At 67.4% G+C, this 19,585-nt stretch carries 19 protein-coding genes; 7 read left to right on the top strand and 12 right to left on the bottom strand.

The window, feature by feature from the left end; genetic code table 11:
* Positions 1-12: 12 nt before the first annotated feature.
* From K3U96_RS04625 to K3U96_RS04580, 10 genes are read right to left on the bottom strand one after another with little or no spacing between them, the layout of a single operon-like run.
* Positions 13-969 carry an acyl-CoA dehydrogenase family protein gene (locus tag K3U96_RS04625; protein WP_220692219.1) on the bottom strand — a complete coding sequence of 319 codons (957 nt, stop codon included), beginning with the start codon at positions 967-969 and terminating at the stop codon, positions 13-15.
* A complete protein-coding gene (locus K3U96_RS04620; RefSeq protein ID WP_220692218.1) occupies positions 966-2,186 on the bottom strand; it encodes an acyl-CoA dehydrogenase family protein in 1,221 nt (406 codons plus the stop codon). Before K3U96_RS04620 ends, K3U96_RS04625 begins: the two co-directional genes overlap by 4 nt.
* Positions 2,183-3,097, bottom strand: coding sequence for a Gfo/Idh/MocA family protein (locus tag K3U96_RS04615; RefSeq protein WP_069404146.1), 915 nt, complete (start codon positions 3,095-3,097; stop codon positions 2,183-2,185). Before K3U96_RS04615 ends, K3U96_RS04620 begins: the two co-directional genes overlap by 4 nt.
* Positions 3,094-4,011, bottom strand: coding sequence for an acyl-CoA dehydrogenase family protein (locus K3U96_RS04610; protein ID WP_220693393.1), 918 nt, complete (start codon positions 4,009-4,011; stop codon positions 3,094-3,096). Before K3U96_RS04610 ends, K3U96_RS04615 begins: the two co-directional genes overlap by 4 nt.
* A 5-nt stretch (positions 4,012-4,016) precedes the next feature.
* Complete coding sequence (locus K3U96_RS04605; RefSeq protein WP_220693392.1) at positions 4,017-5,156, bottom strand: acyl-CoA dehydrogenase family protein; 1,140 nt, start codon at positions 5,154-5,156, stop codon at positions 4,017-4,019.
* A 1-nt stretch (position 5,157) separates the two neighbouring features.
* Positions 5,158-6,315, bottom strand: coding sequence for a CaiB/BaiF CoA transferase family protein (locus tag K3U96_RS04600; protein ID WP_220692217.1), 1,158 nt, complete (start codon positions 6,313-6,315; stop codon positions 5,158-5,160).
* The gene (locus K3U96_RS04595) at positions 6,308-7,222 is read right to left on the bottom strand and encodes an SDR family NAD(P)-dependent oxidoreductase (protein WP_220692216.1); all 915 of its coding nucleotides are present in this window, start codon (positions 7,220-7,222) and stop codon (positions 6,308-6,310) included. The genes K3U96_RS04600 and K3U96_RS04595 overlap by 8 nt, the downstream gene beginning before the upstream one ends.
* 60 nt (positions 7,223-7,282) lie before the next feature.
* Positions 7,283-9,142 carry a flavin-containing monooxygenase gene (locus K3U96_RS04590; protein WP_220692215.1) on the bottom strand — a complete coding sequence of 620 codons (1,860 nt, stop codon included), beginning with the start codon at positions 9,140-9,142 and terminating at the stop codon, positions 7,283-7,285.
* Positions 9,139-10,512, bottom strand: a complete 1,374-nt coding sequence (locus tag K3U96_RS04585; protein WP_220692214.1) for an aromatic ring-hydroxylating oxygenase subunit alpha — start codon at positions 10,510-10,512, stop codon at positions 9,139-9,141. Before K3U96_RS04585 ends, K3U96_RS04590 begins: the two co-directional genes overlap by 4 nt.
* A gap of 8 nt (positions 10,513-10,520) precedes the next feature.
* Complete coding sequence (locus tag K3U96_RS04580; RefSeq protein WP_220692213.1) at positions 10,521-11,366, bottom strand: SDR family NAD(P)-dependent oxidoreductase; 846 nt, start codon at positions 11,364-11,366, stop codon at positions 10,521-10,523.
* A gap of 138 nt (positions 11,367-11,504) precedes the next feature.
* On the opposite strand from K3U96_RS04580, the gene K3U96_RS04575 reads away from it, so the two are divergent.
* The 7 genes from K3U96_RS04575 to K3U96_RS04545 are packed head-to-tail and all read left to right on the top strand — an operon-like array spanning position 11,505 to position 18,895.
* Entirely contained in the window at positions 11,505-13,118 is a 1,614-nt protein-coding gene (locus K3U96_RS04575; protein WP_220692212.1) for an SMP-30/gluconolactonase/LRE family protein, read from the top strand.
* On the top strand, positions 13,115-13,864 hold the full coding sequence (locus K3U96_RS04570; protein ID WP_220692211.1) for a GntR family transcriptional regulator: 750 nt from the start codon (positions 13,115-13,117) through the stop codon (positions 13,862-13,864). Before K3U96_RS04575 ends, K3U96_RS04570 begins: the two co-directional genes overlap by 4 nt.
* Positions 13,861-15,429 (top strand): AMP-binding protein, encoded by a 1,569-nt coding sequence (locus tag K3U96_RS04565; protein WP_220692210.1) that lies wholly within the window; start codon positions 13,861-13,863, stop codon positions 15,427-15,429. Before K3U96_RS04570 ends, K3U96_RS04565 begins: the two co-directional genes overlap by 4 nt.
* Positions 15,420-16,193, top strand: coding sequence for an SDR family NAD(P)-dependent oxidoreductase (locus K3U96_RS04560; RefSeq protein WP_069403245.1), 774 nt, complete (start codon positions 15,420-15,422; stop codon positions 16,191-16,193). Before K3U96_RS04565 ends, K3U96_RS04560 begins: the two co-directional genes overlap by 10 nt.
* On the top strand, positions 16,190-17,641 hold the full coding sequence (locus K3U96_RS04555) for an acyl-CoA synthetase (protein ID WP_220692209.1): 1,452 nt from the start codon (positions 16,190-16,192) through the stop codon (positions 17,639-17,641). The genes K3U96_RS04560 and K3U96_RS04555 overlap by 4 nt, the downstream gene beginning before the upstream one ends.
* A gap of 10 nt (positions 17,642-17,651) precedes the next feature.
* On the top strand, positions 17,652-18,320 hold the full coding sequence (locus K3U96_RS04550; RefSeq protein ID WP_220692208.1) for an NAD(P)H-binding protein: 669 nt from the start codon (positions 17,652-17,654) through the stop codon (positions 18,318-18,320).
* Complete coding sequence (locus K3U96_RS04545) at positions 18,317-18,895, top strand: isomerase (protein ID WP_069403243.1); 579 nt, start codon at positions 18,317-18,319, stop codon at positions 18,893-18,895. The genes K3U96_RS04550 and K3U96_RS04545 overlap by 4 nt, the downstream gene beginning before the upstream one ends.
* Positions 18,896-18,928: 33 nt before the next feature.
* On the opposite strand, the gene K3U96_RS04540 is transcribed toward K3U96_RS04545, so the two are convergent.
* Both K3U96_RS04540 and K3U96_RS04535 read right to left on the bottom strand, forming a co-directional pair.
* Entirely contained in the window at positions 18,929-19,375 is a 447-nt protein-coding gene (locus tag K3U96_RS04540) for a type II toxin-antitoxin system Rv0910 family toxin (RefSeq protein ID WP_069403242.1), read from the bottom strand.
* Between the two features lie 3 nt (positions 19,376-19,378).
* Positions 19,379-19,576 carry an antitoxin gene (locus tag K3U96_RS04535; protein ID WP_220692207.1) on the bottom strand — a complete coding sequence of 66 codons (198 nt, stop codon included), beginning with the start codon at positions 19,574-19,576 and terminating at the stop codon, positions 19,379-19,381.
* Between the last annotated feature and the right edge of the window lie 9 nt (positions 19,577-19,585).

The raw sequence follows: 19,585 nt of genomic DNA, 5'->3' as shown, positions 1-19,585 counted from the left end.
TCCTTGATGTCGTTAGCGATAGCGTTGTGCGAGTCGTTGACGGTGTGTGCTCGGCGAGCCGAACAGTGAACGGTTGAGCGCGGCGCGTTTGAGATAGACGTGGATGCCGCTCTCCCACGTGTAGCCGATGCCGCCGTGCAACTGCATGGCCTTGCCGACGATGTCGACGGCCGCGCCGCACGCGTGGGATTTGGCCATCGCGGCGGCGACGTCGGCGCGCGGATCGTTTCGGGTGATCGCCGCGACCGCGGCGCTGACGAGTTGGCGGGACACCGCGATGGCAACGAGCATGTCGGCGCAGGCGTGTTTGACGGCCTGGAAGGAGCCGATCGGCCTGCCGAACTGGTGGCGCACCTTGGCGTATTCGACGGTCGCGGTGAGCATGGCTTCGCTGAGCCCCAGGCTGTCGCAGGCCACGGCGACGGCGGCCCGGTCACGCAGCCGCGCTATCGCGGCGGCGGGATCCCCGGCGAAGCCCAGCACCTCACCGGCGCAGTCAGGTACGGATACCGTTGCCAGACGGCGGGTTTCGTCGAGTACGGGTTGCGCGGTGACCGTGACGGCCGGTTCGGCGGCACCGCTGGCGGTGACGACGAGCACCCGGTCGGCGTCCTCGGCGTCGGGCACGAAGTCATATGGTTCGAGTGCGACGGCAACGCGGGCGGCGCCGGAGACGACGTCGCGCAGCAGGTCGTCGCGGGCGTCGCTGGGCTGCAGGGCGTTCAGCGTGCCGACGGCCAGCACCGCGCTGCCCAGATAGCTGGTGGCGCTAGCGGCGCGGCCGATCTCCTCACAGACGATCGCCACCTCGTCGAACGTCGCTCCGGCGCCGCCGAATTCCTCGGGTACCTCCAGCCCGGCCCAGCCGGCTTCCACGAGGGAGGGCCAGCCGACCATGCGGTCCTTGCCGAGCAGACCGGCTGCCACCGAGCGCAATTCGTCGTGGAACTCGGAGAACTCGGTGTTCATGCGTTGCTCGGTTCCCGCGGCAGGCCCAGGCCGCGTTCGCCGATGATGGTGCGCTGGATTTCGCTGGACCCGCCGGGGATGGTCCACTCCCAGGAGCCGATGAAGTCCAGCACCCACGAACCTGACTCCCAGCCGCTGGACATCGGCTTGGCCAGCTCGGTGTGGGCAGCCAGGCCGCCGACCTCGGCGCCGAAGTCGGTCATCCGCTGCAACAGCTCGCTGTAGTAGAGCTTGACGATCGACGCGTCGGCGGGTCCGGGTTGGCCGCTCTCGTTGTTTTCCACCAGCTTTCGGCATAGCGCTCGTAGCCCGGTGATCTCGGTCTCGAACTGCGCCAGGCGGTCAGCGACGATCGGATCCTCGACGGGGCAGGACCGCACCAGCCAGCGGAAGCCGGCGTTGCCGAGCCGCTCGGCGAGTTCGAGCATGGTCATACCCCGCTCGGCCCCCAACGTGGCCTGCGCGACTTGCCAGCCGGCGTTCTCGGGCCCGACGAGGTTGGCTGCCGGGATCGCCACGTCGTTGAGGAAGATCTCGCAGAAGTGTGAGTCGCCGATCGCATTGCGGATCGGGCGCACCTCGACCCCGGGTGTGGTCATGTCCAGCAGGAAGTACGAGATGCCCTTGCGTTTGGGCGCATCGGGATCGGTGCGGGCCAACAGCAGGCACCAGTCGGCGTGCATACCGCCGCTGGCCCACAGCTTCTGGCCGTTGACCACGTAGCTGTCGGCGGTTTTGCGTGCCGTGGTGCGCAGGCCGGCCAGATCCGACCCGGCCTCGGGTTCGGAGAAACCCTGCACCCAGATCTCGCCGTCGAGGATGGCGGGCAGATGTCTGCGTCGCTGTTCGTCGGTGCCGGCCGCGAGCAGCGTCGAGGCGGCGTGGTGGATCCCGACGAACGCCAGCACGAGCCGGGGCGCGTCGTGGCGGGCCAGTTCCTGGTAGAGCACCACTTGCTCGGCGACCGACATCTTCCGTTCTGCTCCTCCCGTCCGCAGGCCGCCGCCCCATTCGCGCGGCCAGTGCGGTACGGCGAAACCCGCGCTGTGCAGTTCGGCGAACCAGGTCTTCTGGAAGGTGACGAACTGTTCGGCGGTGGCGCCGGTCTGCTTCTCGCGCCAGTCGGACGGAATGTGTTCGACACACCACTGCCGCACGCGGCGCCGAAACTCGGCTTGTGCCGGGGTGTCCGGCGAGATCTCCGGTTCGGCGGTCATGCGGTGCCGGCCTTGAGCAGGTCCATGGTGCGGGCGGCGGCGACGCCGTCGTCGAACGACGGGGCGATCGAGGCACCGGTTCGCAGTGCGTCGGCGACCTCGGCGAAGTAGGTGGTCAGCGCGGGCGGCGGGGTGCGCCGCGGCGGCGGGTCGAACTCGGTGACGTCTGGTTCCTGATCGGGGCGTCGGAGCACCAGCGTGGTGTCCGCGGTCAACTCGATCGTCCCCGCGCTGCCCATCAGCGTGACGCGCGGTGTCGACGCGACGGCGGCGGCGAACCCGGTGTCGTGGGTGGCGGTGGCGCCGTTGGCCAGCCGGAACCAGGCCGAGTATCCGTCTTCGGCTGTGGCGCCGGGGATGTCGGTGCGGGTGACGCCGCCGCAGTCGACGATGTCGCTGTCGAACAGCCAGCGGGTGAAGTCGATCAGGTGTGAGCCGTAGGCGCCGATCCAGCCGCCGCCGAGTTCGCGGTCGTTGATCCAGCCGAGCGTGCGACCGCGTAGCCCGCTGCCGAAGAAGGTCCAGCTCAGATGGGTGGGGGTGCCGATGGCTCCGGTGTCGCTGAGCTTCTTGAGCATCGACCACGACGCGTTGAACCGGAACTCGAAGTTCAAGAAGTTGGCGACGCCGGCCTGCTGGGCCTTGTCGCGCATGGTGATCGCCTCGTCGGCGTTGCGCCCGAACGGCTTGTCGCACAACACCGCATGCCCGTGCTCGATCGCACCGCCCACGTGCTCGAGGTGCAGAAACGGCGGCGAGTGCACCGAGACGAGGTCGACATCGGACGCCAGCGCGGTTTTCACCGCGCTCGCGTCCCGCGGGCTGACCACCTCGACGTCGAAGCCCACGCTCTGATACGCCGGGGCGGCGGCGTGCTTACCGAAGCCGGTGCCGATCACGACGACCTTCACGCGAACAACCCTGTCAACCCGGCGCGGCCGGCGCTGCGGGTCAGCGCGTCGCGGGTCGCCGACAGGCCCAGCGGCAGCCGCCTCAGCGGCTGGCTGTAGCGCGACAGCCACGACAGCGTGGTCTCGTCGCAGAACCCGACCGCGCCGTGCAGCTGGTGACACACCCGGAACACCACCTCCGCGGCTTCGATTGCCGACATTCTCAGCGCCAGCGCATCGTTGAGTGCCGTGGGCTGGTTTTCCTGAATACTCCACAGCGCGTACTTGGCGAGGATGTCGAGCCCGCTGCGCTCGACTTCGGCGTCGGTGAGCTGGAACTGCACCCCCTGAAACGCCGAAAGCGTCTGCCCGAACTGCTTGCGCAGGCTGATGTGGGCGATGGTCAACTCGATGACCCGGTCCAACATGCCCAGCAGCGTCCAGCACGGCAGCACCAACGCGAGCGCGACGTCGCCCGCGCCGTCGTCATCGACGCGGGACAGCTCCAGTTCGGCGACGAACCCGGGCCCCGACGGGCGCTGGGCACCCACGGTGCTGCGGGTACCGTCCAACATCACGGCGGCCCACCTTGTTTGGAGGCCGGCCACCGGGCCGGCCGGGCGTGCCCCGGCGACCACGATCAACCCCTCGACGTCCAGGTCGGCCGGTTTGGCCAGCCGCTCGGCGACCGGGTAGGGCAGCGCCCAGTAGCCCGCGCTTCGGCACAGCGCCGCGGCGGCCTCCAACCCGTCACCGTCACCGCGCGGGTCGAGGTCCCACGCGCCGAGTTCGGCGAGCACGGGGCCGACGAGTGGTTCGCGGCGCTCCGGTTTGGCTTCGGCCTGCTGCACCAACTGGTCTCCGCCTGCGGCCTCGAAGGCGCGCAGTGCCTGGCGCCCGTACTCCTGGGCGTCGTCGGTCAGGTCGAGAATCATCTCGTTCATTTCGCCGCCGCCAACAACGCGCGGGACAGCAGGATACGTTGCATCTCAATGCTTCCCGACGATACCGTGGATGCCTGCGAGTAGCGCCAGTGGTCGTCGACCTCGCCGAGGAACCACGTCGCCTGCGCAGCGTCGCGCGGCACCTCGGCGGCGATGTCCATCAGCACCTCGGCGCTGTCCTGATCGAGTTTGGTCACCGCGATCCGGTACGCCGCGGCGTCGCCGGGTTGGATGCGTCCGGTGCTCTGCAGGGACACCACCCGATATGCCATCAGCCGGGCGCGACGGCAGTGCGTGAGCATCCGGACCCATCTGCCCCGTAACTCCGCGGGCAGGTCCTCCCAGCGGTCGCCGAGCACGGCCGGTGCGGCGGCCAGCAACCGTTCACACCGTGCGTAGCGGGCGATGCCGACCCGTTCGAAGGCCATCACGTCCTGCACGACCGACCACCCCTGATCCACCGTGCCGAGCACGTCGGCCTCGGTGACCCGCAGATCGTCGAAGAACACCTCGTTGAGGTGATGCGGGCCCAACATGGTGCGGATCGGTCTGACCTGGATCGCCGGATCGTCCATCGGCACCAGGAAAATCGTCAGGCCCTGCTGCTTCTTCTGCCCTTTGGAGGTGCGCGCCAAAAGGAAGCACCACTGCGCCATCGTGGCGTAGGACGTCCAGATCTTCTGCCCGCTGACCAGCCAGCCATCGTCGACGCGGCGGGCGCTGGTGCGCAGTGACGCCAGATCGGAACCCGCCTCTGGTTCCGAGAAACCCTGGCACCAGATCACCTCGCCGCGGGCGATGGGCGGCAGATGCCTGCGCTGCTGCTGTTCGGTGCCGTGCCGCATGATGATCGGGCCGACCCAGTTGACCCCCATGTACTGGGCGCCTCGAGGTTCGTGGTGCGCCCACATCTCCTCGCGCACCACGGTCTGCTCCCATACCGATGCCCCGCCGCCTGCGAACTCCTTGGGCCACGACAGGCACAGCAGTTCGCGCTCGGCGAGCAGCCGGCAGAACCGCTGCGCGATCTGCAGGTCCTCGGGGTCGTCGGTGAACGCGCCTAAATACCGTTCGGGCACATGATCGTTCACCAGTGCGCGGAGTTCGTTGCGCAACGCGGCCGCCTGCTCGCCCATGTCAAAGTGCACGGTCGACTCCTGTCACGCCGAGTTCGGCGAGCACCTCCTCGGTGTCGGCGCCGAGTTCGGGCGCCGGACCCGTCACGGCTCCCGGGGTGCGCGAGAACCACGTCGGCACACCGGGAAAGCGCACCGGACCGTGCGGTGTGTCGACGGTCTGGAACAGCCCCGCCGCGCTCAGGTGCGGATCGTCGAACAACGCATCCGGTGAGTTCAGCGGTGCGGCCGGGATCTCCAGTTCATCGAACAGGGCCAGCCACTCGGCAGTAGTGCGTTCCTTCATCGTCTCGGCTAACAGCCCGTATACGGAGTCGATGTCGCGCGAGCGCATCTCCAGGGTCGCGTGAGACTCGTTGACCCAGGCCGGTTTGACCGCGTTGACGAACGCGTTCCAGTGCTTGTCGTTGTAGATCAGCGCGGCGATGAAGCCGTCGCTGGTGCGGTAGGGCCTGCGGTTGGGCGCCACCGTGCGCGGATACACCGCAGGGCCGAGGGGAGGGTCGAACATGGCGCCGTTGGCATGTTCGACCAGCATGAACGCCGCCATCGTCTCGAACATGGCGACCTCGACCTCCTGGCCCTCCCCGGTGCGCTCGCGATGGAACAGCGCCATCGTCGTCGCGTAGACCGCGGTCAGTCCGGCCACTTTGTCGGCGATGATGGTGCCGACAAAGTCGGCCTCGCCGGTGAGTTGCTGTTGGACAAAGGGGATTCCGCATTCCGCCTGGATGGTGTCGTCGTAGGCGGGCCGGTCTCGTTTCGGGCCGCGCCTGCCGTATCCATAGCAGTTGGTGTAGACGATGGCCGGGTTGATCGCCGCGACGTCCTGATAGCTGAAGCCCAGCTTGGCGATCGCCTTGGACCGCATGGAGTGGATGAACACGTCGGCCCCTTCGATGAGGGTGCGCATCGCGGCCTTACCGGCGTCGGTCCGCAGGTCGATGACGACGCTGCGCTTGCCGCGGTTGACGTTGACGAACACACCGCTCATCCCCGGCGCCGGGCCCACGGAGATGTAGCGGGTGTTATCGCCTTGCGGCGGTTCGATTTTGATCACGTCGGCGCCCATGTCGGCCATGATCTGGGTGCAGTAGGGGCCCATCACCATCGCGGTGAGGTCGACGACGCGTATGCCGTTGAGCGGACCGCTAGCCATGAGGCGCTCCCCGGCTGGCCATCGCGAAGCTGTACCGGATGTGGTCGCCGTGTCCGTCGGGTATTACCGGAAAGATCACCGGGTCCGAGGGGTCACGGATGGCAGCGATCTGCTCGCCCACGTCTTCGATCGACCATGCCGGCTGATACAGGCCGGGGGTTTCGGCGACGAATGCCCTGGCCACCCGGCCGGCCAACGCGATGAACACTTCACCGTTGACCGAACACGATTCGTGGGCGAGCCAACCCACCGTCGGGGCCACCAACTCCGGTCCCATCGGTGGATACGCCGACGTGTCAATGCCTTCGGCCATCCGGGTGACAGCAGCGGGCACGATCACATTGCTGACGACGCCGTCGGCCGCACCTTCCATCGCCGCGACGTTGGACAGCCCGATCACCCCGGCCTTGGCGGCCGCGTAGTTGGCCACCTGATGGTTGCCGTACAACCCGCCGATCGAAGAGGTCAGCACGATCCGCCCGTAGCCGGCGTCGCACATGGTGGGAAACGCGGGCCGCACCACGTGAAATGCACCGCGCAGGTGGACGTCGAGCACGGCGTCGAAGTCGTCGTAGCTCATCTCCCGCAGCGGTGCGCGGCGGACGTTTCCGGCGTTGTGGATGAGGATGTCGATGCGGCCGTACCGGTCGAGCGCGGTGTCGACGATGGCCTTGCCGCCGTCCGCGGTGGCCACCGAGTCGGTATTGGCCACGGCTTGCCCACCGGCAGCGACGATTTCACGCACCACGTCCTCGGCGGGACCGGCATCGGTCCCGCCGCCGGTGAGGTTGCCGCCGGGGTCGTTGACGACGACTTTCGCGCCGCGAGCGGCCAGCAGCATCGCATACGAGCGGCCCAGCCCCCGGCCTGCCCCGGTGATCACGGCGACCCGGTCGTCGAACCTCACCTCAACCTCCGATTTGTGTGCGAAAACGAGCGCTCACCGCGCCTGAACGCACACAAATCGCTACTTTCCGAGGACCAGGCCATCCAGGTCACCCCTGTCGCGCCACTCCTTGAGCAGGTCGCCGAAGGCGTAGAAGCCGGGACCGTAGGGGTCGCCGAGATGAGACCGGATGCCCTCACCGCCACCACCGCCCTCGTTGTTGTAGTAGCCGGGTGTGCAGGACGCGTCGAACGCCGAGTTGTCGACGGCGGTTTCGCGCACGGTCTGACACCAATCATCTTGTGCCTCTTGGGTCGGCTCCACCGTGCTGACGCCGCGGTTCAACGCTTCGGCGATGACGTACGCGATGTGTTCACCCTGCAGTTCGTAGTTCGATGCGATGTTCGCCGAGATGCCGACCTGGGTGAAGCCGGTGTAGAACTGGTTGGGGAAACCGCGGCTGGTCATGCCGTGCAGGGTCTTGTACCCGTCGCGCCAGTAGTCGTAGAGCGACACGCCGTCGCGGCCCTCGATCGCGTCGATCGAGTAGCGCCTGCTGATGTCGGTGGTGATCTCGAATCCGCTGGCGTAGATGATGCAGTCGACCTCGTACTCCTTGCCGCCGGCGATCAGGCCCTTCTCCGTGATCCGTTCGACACCTTTGGAATCCGAAACGTCGACCAGGGTGACGTTGGGGCGGTTGAATGTCGGCAGGTACTCGTCGTTGGACAGCGGACGCTTGCACAGGAACCGGTAGTAGGGCTTGAGCATCTCAGCGGTGCCCTGGTCGCTGACGATCTCGGCGATCCGGCGGCGCAGCCGCTCCATGATCTTGTAGTCCTCTTCCTCCCGGATCGCCATGAACTGCTCGGGTGTCATCGACGCCGGGTCCTCCAGCGCCATCACCCGCGCGGCGGTGTTGCGGCCCAGCTCGGTCCAGAAGTCGCACACCAGATCCGGCTGGCCCAGCGCCATGCCTTCGAACGTCCAAGAGTGGAAGTTGCGCTGGCGTTCCTTCTGCCAGCCCGGCTGCAGCGACTTCACCCACTCGGGATCGGTTGGGGCGTTGTTGCGTTCGTCGACCGTGGACGGGGTGCGTTGGAACACGTACAGGTGCTCGGCATCCTTGGCCAGAAACGGCACGATCTGGATGGCGGTGGCACCGGTGCCGACGACCGCGACGCGCTTGTCGGCCAGCTTGTGCAGGTTTCCGGTGCTGTCGCCGCCGGTGTAGTCGTAGTCCCACCGCGACGAGTGGAAGCTGTGCCCCCGGAAGTCCTTGATCCCGGGAATACCAGGAAGTTTCGGGCGGTGAAAGGGTCCCGAGGCCATGATGACGAACCGGGCCCGGATGTCGTCGTCGCGGTTGGTGCTGATCCGCCACCGCGCAATCTCGTCGTCCCAGCGCAGGCTGCGCACCTGGGTGGAAAAGATCGCCCCGTCGTAAAGCCCAAAGTGCTTACCGATGTTTCGGCAGTGCTGGTAGATCTCGGTGCCGTCGGCGAACTTCTTGGACGGCATGAAGTCGAGCTCTTCGAGCATCGGGATGTAGCAATAGGATTCGTTGTCGCACTGGATACCCGGATACCGGTTCCAGTACCACACCCCGCCGAAGTCACCGCCGAGTTCGATGATCCGGACGTCCTCGACGCCGGCCTTCTTCAGGTACGCGGCCGACAGCAGACCACCGAAGCCGCCACCGAGCACCGCGACGTCGATGTCCTCGTCGATCGGGTCGCGCGGGGCGACGGGCGTGTAGGGATCGACTTCGTAATAGCCGGCGAAGTCGTCGCTCAGTTCGACGTACTGCTTCGAGCCTTCCGGCCGCAGCCTCTTGGCCCGCTCCTGGGCGTACTTCTCCCGCAGCGCATCGATGTCGATGTCGTCGGGGGTCTCCGTCGGACCGCACGGCGGTGCGGAGGTGCTCAGCGTCTCGGTCATCGGTCGGAAAGCTCCTGGGGTTCGCCGGTGCCCATGTATCTGGACAGTTGGTAGTGAAGGTTGACGGTGCTGCGTTCGCGATACGGGTTGGGCCTGGTTCCGGGAAAGCCGAGCGACTTCATGCCCTGCTGCACCGCGGCCATGTTGGAGAAGTCCTGTGGCAGCACCGAGAGCCAGTTCGGGCTGTCCTTCGGTGTGTACTCCCATTCGGTCTGTGGCTCTTGACCTTTCGGGAACAACTCCAGCGTCGCCACTTCGAAGACGCACTTGTTCGGGTCATAGCTCGGGTGCGGTCGCGCGCTGTAGCACAGTGCGGTGGTCAGGCCCTGACCGATCTGGAAGTTCGGGAAGACCTGCCAGGCCGTGCCCGCCTGCCCGAGGATGTCGGCCGGGATCGTCGGCCAGATCACCCCTCGGGCTTCGTCGTCCCGCCGCGCCGACGCCAGCCAGTGTTCGAGGACCTTGTCGGGTGGTGTGCCTTCGGGCAGTTCGTCGACCAGCCTCTTGGCGGCGTTCACCAGCGTTTCGGTGGTGGTGGCGTTGGTCTGCTCCCACGTGTACATCTGCATCTCCGCGGTGGACACGCGCGGATCGTCGCCGGTGCCGAGCCGGATCTTGGACCTGGTGGCCTCCATGTCCTTTGGCGCGTCGTAGCCGATGTTGCTGTGCTTGCCCTGCGCCTTGGCCCAGCCCTTGAACTCGCCGAACCTGTTGAATTCCGGATGGGTGGTGAACACGTGGTAGGTCTCGTTGAAGGCCTCCAGCGCGACCTTCCAGTTACAGTCGAAGTACAGCCATTTGCGCCACTTGTAGCGCATGTTCTCCAGCCCGAACGGATCGAGTATCTTCGCCGCCGGGAACAGGTAGTCGCCAAGCGACTCACACGTCGGGTCCATGTTGATGAACAACCAACCGCCCCAGGTGTCCACCTGAACGGGAGCCAGATGGGTGTTCTCCGGCGTCAGCGCACCCTTCCAGTCGTCCTGTTCCCGGATGTGCGTACACGTGCCGTCGAGAGCGTATGTCCAGCCGTGGAATCCGCACACGAACGACTTACGGGCCCGATCGCAGGCGTTCTTCGCGCCGTCGGGGGTGTCGACGAGACGGCGGCCGCGGTGCATGCAGACGTTGTGATGCGCCTTGAAGGTGTGCGCGCCCGTTCGCACGATGATGATCGAGTCGTCGAGGATGTCGTAGGTCAGATAGCTGCCGACCTCCGGTAGCTCCTCGACCCGGCCGACCTGCTGCCAGACCTTGCGCCACAGCTTGTCGCGTTCGGCACGGGCATAGGCCTCGGAGGTGTAGGCCTCCACACCGATCGTCATCGGCTCGGAAAGCTCCTCGGCGACTTGGGCTTCTAGGTCTGTCATGGGTTCTCCTAAAACCGCTTGATCTCGGCGCGGAAGGATTCGTCTTTGAGGAACAGCGACGTATTGTCGGCGTCCAAATGGGTCCACTTGAGGTTCAGCCCGCCGTCGACGAGCAACGTCTGCCCGGTGATGTAACTCGACAGATCGGACAGCAGAAACAGGATCGCGCCGGCCTGTTCCTCCGGGCGGCCGCGCCGGCCCATCGCGATCGCGCGGCGGTCGCGGTCGGGGTCGTCGTCGACGTACGTGCGTGACGCGGCGGTTTCCGTCACGCCCGGTGCGACGGCGTTGACGCGGATGTCGGCCAGGGCCAACTCGGCGGCCATCGTGCGCGTCATCGCGGCGACCGCGGCCTTGGCGGTGCCGTAGGCGATATGGAACGGCGCGGTGTTCATCCCGCTGATCGACGACAACGACACGATCGAACCGGGGTTGCCCTGCTGCCGAATCTCGGCGGCCACCGCCTGGCTCATGAAGAAGGCCGTCTCGAGGTTGGCGGTGAACAGATCCCGCCAGTCGGTTCGGGTCACCCGGGTGGCGGGCATCCAGGTGGCAGGCGCGGCGCCGCCGGCGATGTTCACCAGCCCGTACAGCTCGCCGTCGGCGCGCCGGGCCTGGTCCATCACGGTCGCGATGCCCTCGTCGGTGGAGGCGTCGGCGGCCACCGGCACCACCGCCAGCCCCTGTGCGGCCAGCGGTGCGACGTGTTCGTCGAGGTTCTCCTTCGACCGGCTGACCGCCACCACGGTGGCGCCGGCCTGCGCGGCCATGCGGGTCACGGTGGTGCCGATGCCGCCGCCGCCAGCCCCCGACACCACGACGATGCGGCCGTCCAGCCTCAAAAGCTCGCTCACGCTAATTGTCCGGACAACATATGGTGCTCTGCATATTGCAGAACACTATTCCGCAGCGCTGATCCGTCCGTCAAGGCCCGATGAGCTGGTATCACAGCCTATTGTCTGGACTAACGGAGCTTGATACGGTCCGAGTTCATGACGCAATCCGCGACGGGGTCACCTCCGCAGGCCCGCTACGTGGGGCCCAACCCGACCGTGACCGAGGGCTGGCAGCTGCGCCGCCTCACCGCGCCGAGCCGGTTGTTCGGCGCGAACGGTCTGCGCACCGGACCCGACGGGCGCGTCTACGTCGCTCAGGTGACCGGCAGCCAGATCAGTGCGCTGGATCTGGGCACCGGCCAGGTGGGCACCGTCAGCGCCAAGGGCGGCGACATCATCGCCCCCGACGACGTCGCGTTCGACGCGCACGGCAACCTCTACGCCACCGAGGTGATGGACGGACGGGTCAGCGTGCGCGATGTTGGCGGCCAGACCCGGGTGTTGCGCGACGACCTGCCCTGCGCCAACGGCATCACCGTGCATCAGGACCGGTTGTTCGTCAACGAGTGCCGCGACGGCGGGCGGTTGATGGAACTCGATCGCGCCACCGGCGCGGCGCGGATCCTGCTCGACGATCTCCCCTCGCCCAACGCGATGGAGGTCGGCCCCGACGGTCTGGTGTACTACCCGCTGATGACGGCCAACGAGATCTGGCGCGTCGACCCCAACGGTGGTCAGCCACAACGGGTTACCGGTGATCTCGGTGTTCCCGACGCGGTGAAGTTCGACCCGCAGGGTTTCATCGTCTCCACGCAGGTGGCCAGCGGGCAGGTGCTGCGCATCGATCCGCGCACGGGCGACAAGACGCTGCTGGCGCAGCTCACCCCCGGGCTGGACAACCTCACGCTGGTCGGTGACCGGGTCCTGGTCTCCAACTTCACCGGCGAGATCACCGAGATCCTGGGCTCCGGGGAGACCCGCACGGTGCTGCCCGGCGGCCTGAATTGGCCAATGGATCTCGCGGTCGCCGAAGACGGCAACCTCTACGTCGCCGACGGCACGTACTTCTATGCGGTCAACCCCGACGGTTCGCTGCGCACCGTCGGCATGCTGTTCACACCCGGATATCCCGGGTTCCTTCGCGGGTTGGCTCCGGCGGGCGCGGGTGCGTTCGTGGTCGCCACATCCGGCGGCCAGATCGGCCGTTACCGCCCCGGCGACGGCGAAACCGATTACCTCGCTGACGGATTCGACCAACTCTACGGGGTGGCGATCGGACCCGGCGAGGGGATCGTGTTCGCCGAGCTTGGCACCGGTCGGGTGCACTCGCTGCGCTCGGGCAGCGCCGAGGTGCTGGCGTCGGGCCTGCAGGATCCGGTCGGCGTGGCGTTCGGCGCCGACGGCTACCCGCTGGTCGCCGAGTCCGGTGCCGGTCGGGTAGTGCGGCTGGCCGGTACCCCCGAGACCGTCATCGACGGGCTGCAGCGCCCGCAGGGCATCCATGTCGCCGACGGCACCCTCTACGTCGTCGACGCCGGGGCCAAAGAGATCGTCGCGTTCGATCTGGACACCAAGGTGCGCACCGCCATCGCCGCGGGCGTAGCAGTCGGCGCACCCCCCGGCGTGCAACCCAAGCCGCTCAAGGGGATGCCGCCGTTCTCCGGACCCCAGGGTCCGTTCGCCGGAATCACCATGGGACCCGACGGCACGCTGTACGTCTCCGCCGACGGTGACGGAAGCGTGCTGGCGTTGCGCCGGAATTCGACATGACGGCCGAGCCCACCGACCACCGGTACCTCCAGGTGGCACGCACCCTGCGAAAGGAGATCGTCGACGGGGTGTATCCGGTGGGATCGCAACTACCCACCGAACAACAGCTGTGCGAACGGTTCGAGGTCAGCCGCTACACGATCCGTGAGGCGCTGCGCCGGCTGCGTGACGACAACCTGGTCTCGTCACGGCCCCGGGCGGGCACCCTCGTCGTCCCGCGCCCCGCGGCCAATTCCTATGCCCAGGACGTGATGTCGATCAACGACCTGCTGGCGTTCGCCGCCGGTGCGCAGCTGGTGATCGAATCCAACGCGATGGTGACCGTCGACGACGACCTCGCGTCAAAGACCGGGCTGGCGGCCGGCTCGCAGTGGCTGGCCGTGCACGGGCACCGGCAGGCCGAGACGGGCAGCACCCCGGTCTGCGTCACCGAGTACTACATCAACCGTGCATTCGCCGCGGTGGGCCGGCTGTTGCAACGGCATTCCGGGCCGATCTTCCCGCTGATCGAGGACCTCTTCGGCGTGAGCATCGTCGAAGTGCTCCAGGAGATCTCGGCGGTCGCCACCACCGAGGACGTGGCCGAGGCGCTGCAGATGGCGCCGGGCGACGCCGCGCTGCAGATGCGGCGCACATACAAGACGTCCGACGGTCAGGTGGCTCAGGTCACCATCAACACCCATCCCTCGTCGCGTTATCGGCACACGATGACCATGCGCCGCATCAAGGGCCGGGCCGCGCCGTGAGGGTCGAAGAGGCCCGCGCGGCCGACGCCTACCGCCGTGGTCTGTGGGTGCATGAGACCCTGGCCGACGCCCTTCGCGATGCCGCCCGGGCCACCCCGCAGCGAACGGTGTTGGTGGACGGAAACATTCGACTCGACTGCCGCAGCCTGCACCAGCAGGCCAGCGCCCTGGCGCACTCGCTCACCTCCCGCATGCCCGCGGGCAGCGTGGTGTCGTTCATGCTGCCGAACTGGCACGAAGCCGCCGTCGTCTACCTCGGTGCGACGCTGGCCGGCATGGTGGTGAACCCGATCCTGCCCTCGCTGCGCGACCGCGAGCTGCAGTTCATCCTGTCCGACGCCGACACCCGGGCCGTCTTCGTGCCGTCGGTCTTCGGACGCCACGATTACGGCGCGATGCTGGAGCGCGTCACCGCCGCGATGTCCGCACCGCCCGAGGTGGTGGTGCTGCGGTCCCGGGGCGCCGGGCACACGCCCTACGAGTCGCTGCTGACCGAATCGGGCACGGCGGTGTTACCGGTGCTCAACCCCGACACCGTGCGGATGATCCTCTACACCTCGGGCACCACTGGCCGTCCCAAAGCTGTGCTGCACAGCCATAACTCGATCCACGCGCTGATCCGTCAGATCGGTGAGCACTGGCGCGTCGAGCATGGTGACACGTTCCTGGTGCCGTCACCGATCGCGCATATCGGCGGGTCGATATATGCCTTCGAATGCCCGCTGCTGCTCGGCAGCACCGCGGTGCTGATGGATGGGTGGCGCCCCGACGACGCCGTATCGTTGATGCGCGCCGAGCGCGTCACGCACATGGCGGGGGCCACGCCGTTCCTCGACGGGTTGCTCACCGCCGCCCGACGGGCCGACACGCGGTTGCCCGATCTGAAGGTCTTCATCTGCGGAGGCGCGTCGGTGCCGCCGTCGTTGATCCGCACAGCGGCCGACTACTTCGAGAACGCCGTCGTGTCACGCGTCTACGGCTCCACCGAGGTGCCGGTCACGACGGTCGGCTCGCTGCAGAGCGCCGAGCATGCGGCCGGCACCGACGGCCGGGCAGGCATCGCCGACATCAAGCTGGTCGACGGCGAGATCCGGGCGCGCGGCCCGCAGATGCTCGTCGGCTACCTGCGTCCCGACGACGAGGTCGCTGCCTTCGACGATGAAGGCTACTTCCGCACAGGCGATCTGGGTCGCTGGGTCGACGACGATTATCTGCTGGTCACCGGCCGTGCGAAGGACATCATCATCCGCAACGGGGAGAACATCTCCCCCAAGGAGGTCGAGGACCTGCTCGCCACACATCCGGGCATCGCCGAGATCGCCGTGGTCGGTGTGCCCGACGCGCGCACCGGGGAACGGGCGTGCGCGGTCGTCGTCGCATCCGATCAGCAGCCACCTGACCTGGCCGGCGTCCGGGACGTGCTGCTGCGCGAAGGGCTGGCCAAGTTCAAAATCCCTGAGCAGGTGGTCGTTTGGGACAGCCTGCCGAAGAACGACGCGGGCAAGGTGCTCAAACACCAGATCCAGGCGGCGCTGACGAGCGAAGGTGGACCGACATGCAGGTAGCGATCGTGACGGGCGCGAGCAGCGGCATCGGCTTCGGCTGCGCGACCAAACTCGCCGAGGCGGGCATGGCCGTGCTCGGGGCCGGCCGCGACCGCAGCAGGCTGGCCGAACTGGAAACGGCGATCGGCGATCCGGACCGGGTGGCCACCGTCGCCGTCGACCTGACCGCCGAGGACGGTCCGCAGCAGATCGTGCAGACCGCACTGGACCGGTGGGGCCGCATCGACTTCCTCATCAACAACGCGGGCGTGGGCAGCCCCAAACCGCTGCACGAAACCGACGACGAAAGCCTGGATTATTTCCTGGGTTTGATGCTGCGCGCGCCGTTCCGGCTGGCCCGCGACGTGATCGTGCACATGCAACCGGGCTCGGCGATCATCAACGTGACGTCGACGTTCGCCGTCGTCGGCGGGCTACGCGGCGGGGCGTACTCGGCGGCCAAGGGCGGGCTGACGGCGCTGACCACCCACATCGCCTGCCAGTACGGCCCCCAGGGCATCCGGTGCAACGCCGTCGCTCCGGGGGTGACGCTGACGCCGATGGTGGCCAGCCGCCTCGAGGACGAGCGGTTCCGCAAGATCAACACCGAGATGACCCCGTATCCGCGCCTCGGCAAGGTCGAGGACCTGGCGAGCACCGTGGCGTTCTTGTGCTCGGAGGGCGCCAGTTTCATCAACGGGCAGACCATCGTCGTCGACGGCGGCTGGAGTTCGACCAAGTACCTGTCGGACTTCGCGCTGAACTCCGAGTGGGTTGCGCGGTGAACCTGTTCGCGCTGCTCGACCAGGCCGCCAGCCGGCTGGGTGATCGCGGCGCGGTGTATCGCGGTGAGCGACAACTGCACACGTGGAATGAGTTGAGGGACCGGGTGCTGCGCCTGGCCGCCACGTTCGGTCCTGCCGGCACCCGCATCGCGGTCGCCAGCGAGAACCGCCCGGAGATCATCGAGTTGATGTTCGCGGTGTGGGCCGCCGAATGTGTCTACGTGCCGCTGAACTACAAGCTGCACCCGCGCGAGATGCACCAGATCCTCGAGGACTCCGGTGCGGCGCTGGCGTTCGCATCGCCCAAGATCGCCGAAGGGCTCGGGGACGCCGAAATCATCGGCAGCGCAAGCTATTCCCAGCGTCTTTCCGCGCCACCTGTCACCGCACCGGCGGACACCGACCCGGCGGCGCTGGCGTGGCTGTTCTACACCAGCGGAACCACGGGCCGCTCCAAGGGCGCAATGCTTTCCCACCGCAACCTGATGGCGATGACCGTCGCGCACCTGGCCGACTTCGACTCCCCGGACGCCGATTGCAGCCTGGTGCACGGTGCGCCGATGTCGCACGGGTCGGGTCTCTACATCCCGCCGTATGTGCTGCGCGGCGCTAGGCAGGTGCTGCCCGACTCCGGCACGTTCGAACCCGACGAGTTCCTCGACCTGTGCGAGCACCATCCCGGTGCCAGCGCGTTCCTGGCACCCACCATGGTCCAGCGGCTGGTGCAGACGGGCCGCGCCCGCCCAGGCAACCTGCGCACGATCGTCTACGGCGGCGGCCCGATGTACGTCGACAGCCTCAAGAAGGCGATGGCCGCGTTCGGCGCGGTCTTCGTGCAACTCTACGGTCAGGGTGAGGCGCCGATGACGATCACCGGCCTGCGCCGCGCCGACCACATCGACACCGACGACGCAATCCTGGGCTCCGTCGGCTACCCGCGCTCGGGCGTCGACGTCGCGGTGCTTCGCGACGACGGCACCCCGGCCCCGCCCGGCGAGATCGGCGAAATCGTCTGCCGCGGTGACGTTGTCATGTCCGGCTACTGGAACAACCCGCAGGCCACCGCGGCGGCGCTGCGAAACGGGTGGCTGTGCACCGGGGACATGGGTTCGTTCGACGAACGCGGCTACCTCACGTTGCGCGACCGCAGCAAGGACGTCGTGATCAGCGGCGGCAGCAATATCTACCCGCGCGAAGTCGAAGAGGTTCTGCTCGAGCACCCGGGCGTGACCGAGGCCGGTGTCGTCGGAGCACCCGACGAGGAGTGGGGTGAGATCGTGGTCGCGTTCATCGTCGGGTCGGTGTCGGCCGCCGAACTCGACGCGCACCTGCTCGAGCGCATCGCCCGGTTCAAGCGGCCCAAACGCTACGAGTTCATCGACGAGTTGCCGAAGAACAGCTACGGCAAGGTGCTCAAGCGCGAGCTGCGCGCCCGGCTGGCCACCTAGGATCGGCGGTATGCGCGTCATCATCGCGGGCGGCCACGGCAACATCGCCAGGATCCTGGAACGGATGCTGACCCAGCGCGGCGACTCGGTCGCCGGCATCATCCGCAATCCCGCCCATAGCGCGGACCTCGAACAAGACGGCGTCGAACCCGTGCTGCTGGACATGGAGGCGGCCTCCGCCGAGGACGTCGCGGCCCATCTCGACGGTGTCGACGCGGTGGTCTTCGCCGCAGGCGCCGGTCCGGGCAGCGGAGCCATCCGCAAGGAAACCGTCGACCGCGCCGCGGCGGTGCTGTTGGCCGATGCGGCGGAGGCGGCCGGAGTCCGCCGCTACGTGATGATTTCGGCGATCGGTGCCGACGCCGAGGCCCCCGACGAGGCAGGCAACCCGGTATTCGTGGCCTACCTGCGCGCCAAGGGTGCGGCCGACGACGACGTACGCTCCCGCGATGGTCTTGACGCCACGATCGTGCGCCCCGGCCTGCTGACCGACGACCCCGGCACGGGCACGGTGACGGTCGCCGAGGAAACCGGACACGGCCGCATTCCCCGCGAGGACGTCGCCGCCGTTCTGCTTGCCGTGCTCGACACGCCGGGCACCGCAGGCCGGACTTTCGAAGTGGTTTCCGGTGATACGCCGATCCACGAAGCCGTCGAGCGCATCGCGGACCGCCGTTGAGCGCGACGACCGGCCACCGGATCGATCCGGAAGTCCTGGCCAAGGTCGCAAGGGAGGTCGTCGGGCTGCCGCTGGAGAACGGTCAGCTGATCACCCGCGCCACCGAACTGCTGGCCGCCGAATATCCCGACCTCATCGATGCGGCGCCGCGACGCTGGGTGGGCAGCCGGGCAGGCGGGATCCTCGGCAAGGTCCGCTTCCTATACTTCAGCCCGCGCGAGTACATCGTGATCTTTGGCTCTCCCACTGGAACACAAGGCTTTTCCGGGCGCTACAAGCGGGTGCAGATCCACAAGTTCCTTCTGGCAGGCCAGATCGACTCCTACGACCTGGAGTCCGACGACCTCGTCGGCATGACCCTACGTCCCGGCGAGCACACCTGCCTGGAGAAGGGGCATGCCCGGGGGCTGACCATCCATCCCGGCTCGTGGCACATCGAGTACGGCCGCGGTGCGGTCGCCACCACGCTGCCGTTCGCGATGGTCGACACGCTGCTGGTGTCGTTGGAATTCGAGTCGGTGCGCCGATCGACGGTCGAGTTCACCCGGCTGGTGCGGCACCGGTTCCGCCGGTGACCCGGGCGCTTTCGCCTCTGTCCGCCGAACGAACTAAGCCGAGGCGAACACCTTTTTGAAGCGCTCGAGTGACTCGCGGATGTCGCCGCGCAGCGCGCCGGCCACCACCAGGCCGATCGGCCCGAACAACGCCGGCCCGCCGAGGTGGACGGCGAGCGACACGGTCGACCCTCCTGCGTCGGTCGGCGAAGCTTTCACCTTGCCGATGAGCTTGACCTTGACCCCGCCCCTGCCGTCGCCGTTGAGCGTCATCGCCTCCGGGGGCCTGAAGTGGACGATGGTCCACTTGATCCGGTTGGGCATGCCCTTGACCTCGACGATGGACTCCAGCGTCGTGCCCTTTTCCAGCGTCTCGGGCGGCTTGCTGCGCCACACCCGGTGGATGGTCAGCCACTCGCGGTAGCGCGACAGGTCAGACGCGCACTCCCACGCCTTCTCCGGGGGCAGCGGAACATCCACGGAGACAGAGAGTTTGGCCATACATCAATTCTGCGGGTGCTGCGGATCGTTCTTGTCTGTGTTTTTCAGGTACGTCTTGGCACTGTCCTGCACCTTGTCGACGTGCTGAGCGTACTTTCCCTGCGTCTTCTGGTCGACGATGTCACCGGCCTTGTCGATCGCGGTGTCCACCTTGTCGGCGTTCTTGGCCAGTAGATCTTTCACCTTGTCGAGAAATGCCATGTGGCCACC

This window comes from Mycolicibacterium holsaticum DSM 44478 = JCM 12374 (genome assembly GCF_019645835.1).
Lineage (GTDB): Bacteria > Actinomycetota > Actinomycetes > Mycobacteriales > Mycobacteriaceae > Mycobacterium > Mycobacterium holsaticum.
Note: the sequence above shows the minus strand (reverse complement) of the source record. Positions and strands in the feature narration are given on the sequence as shown.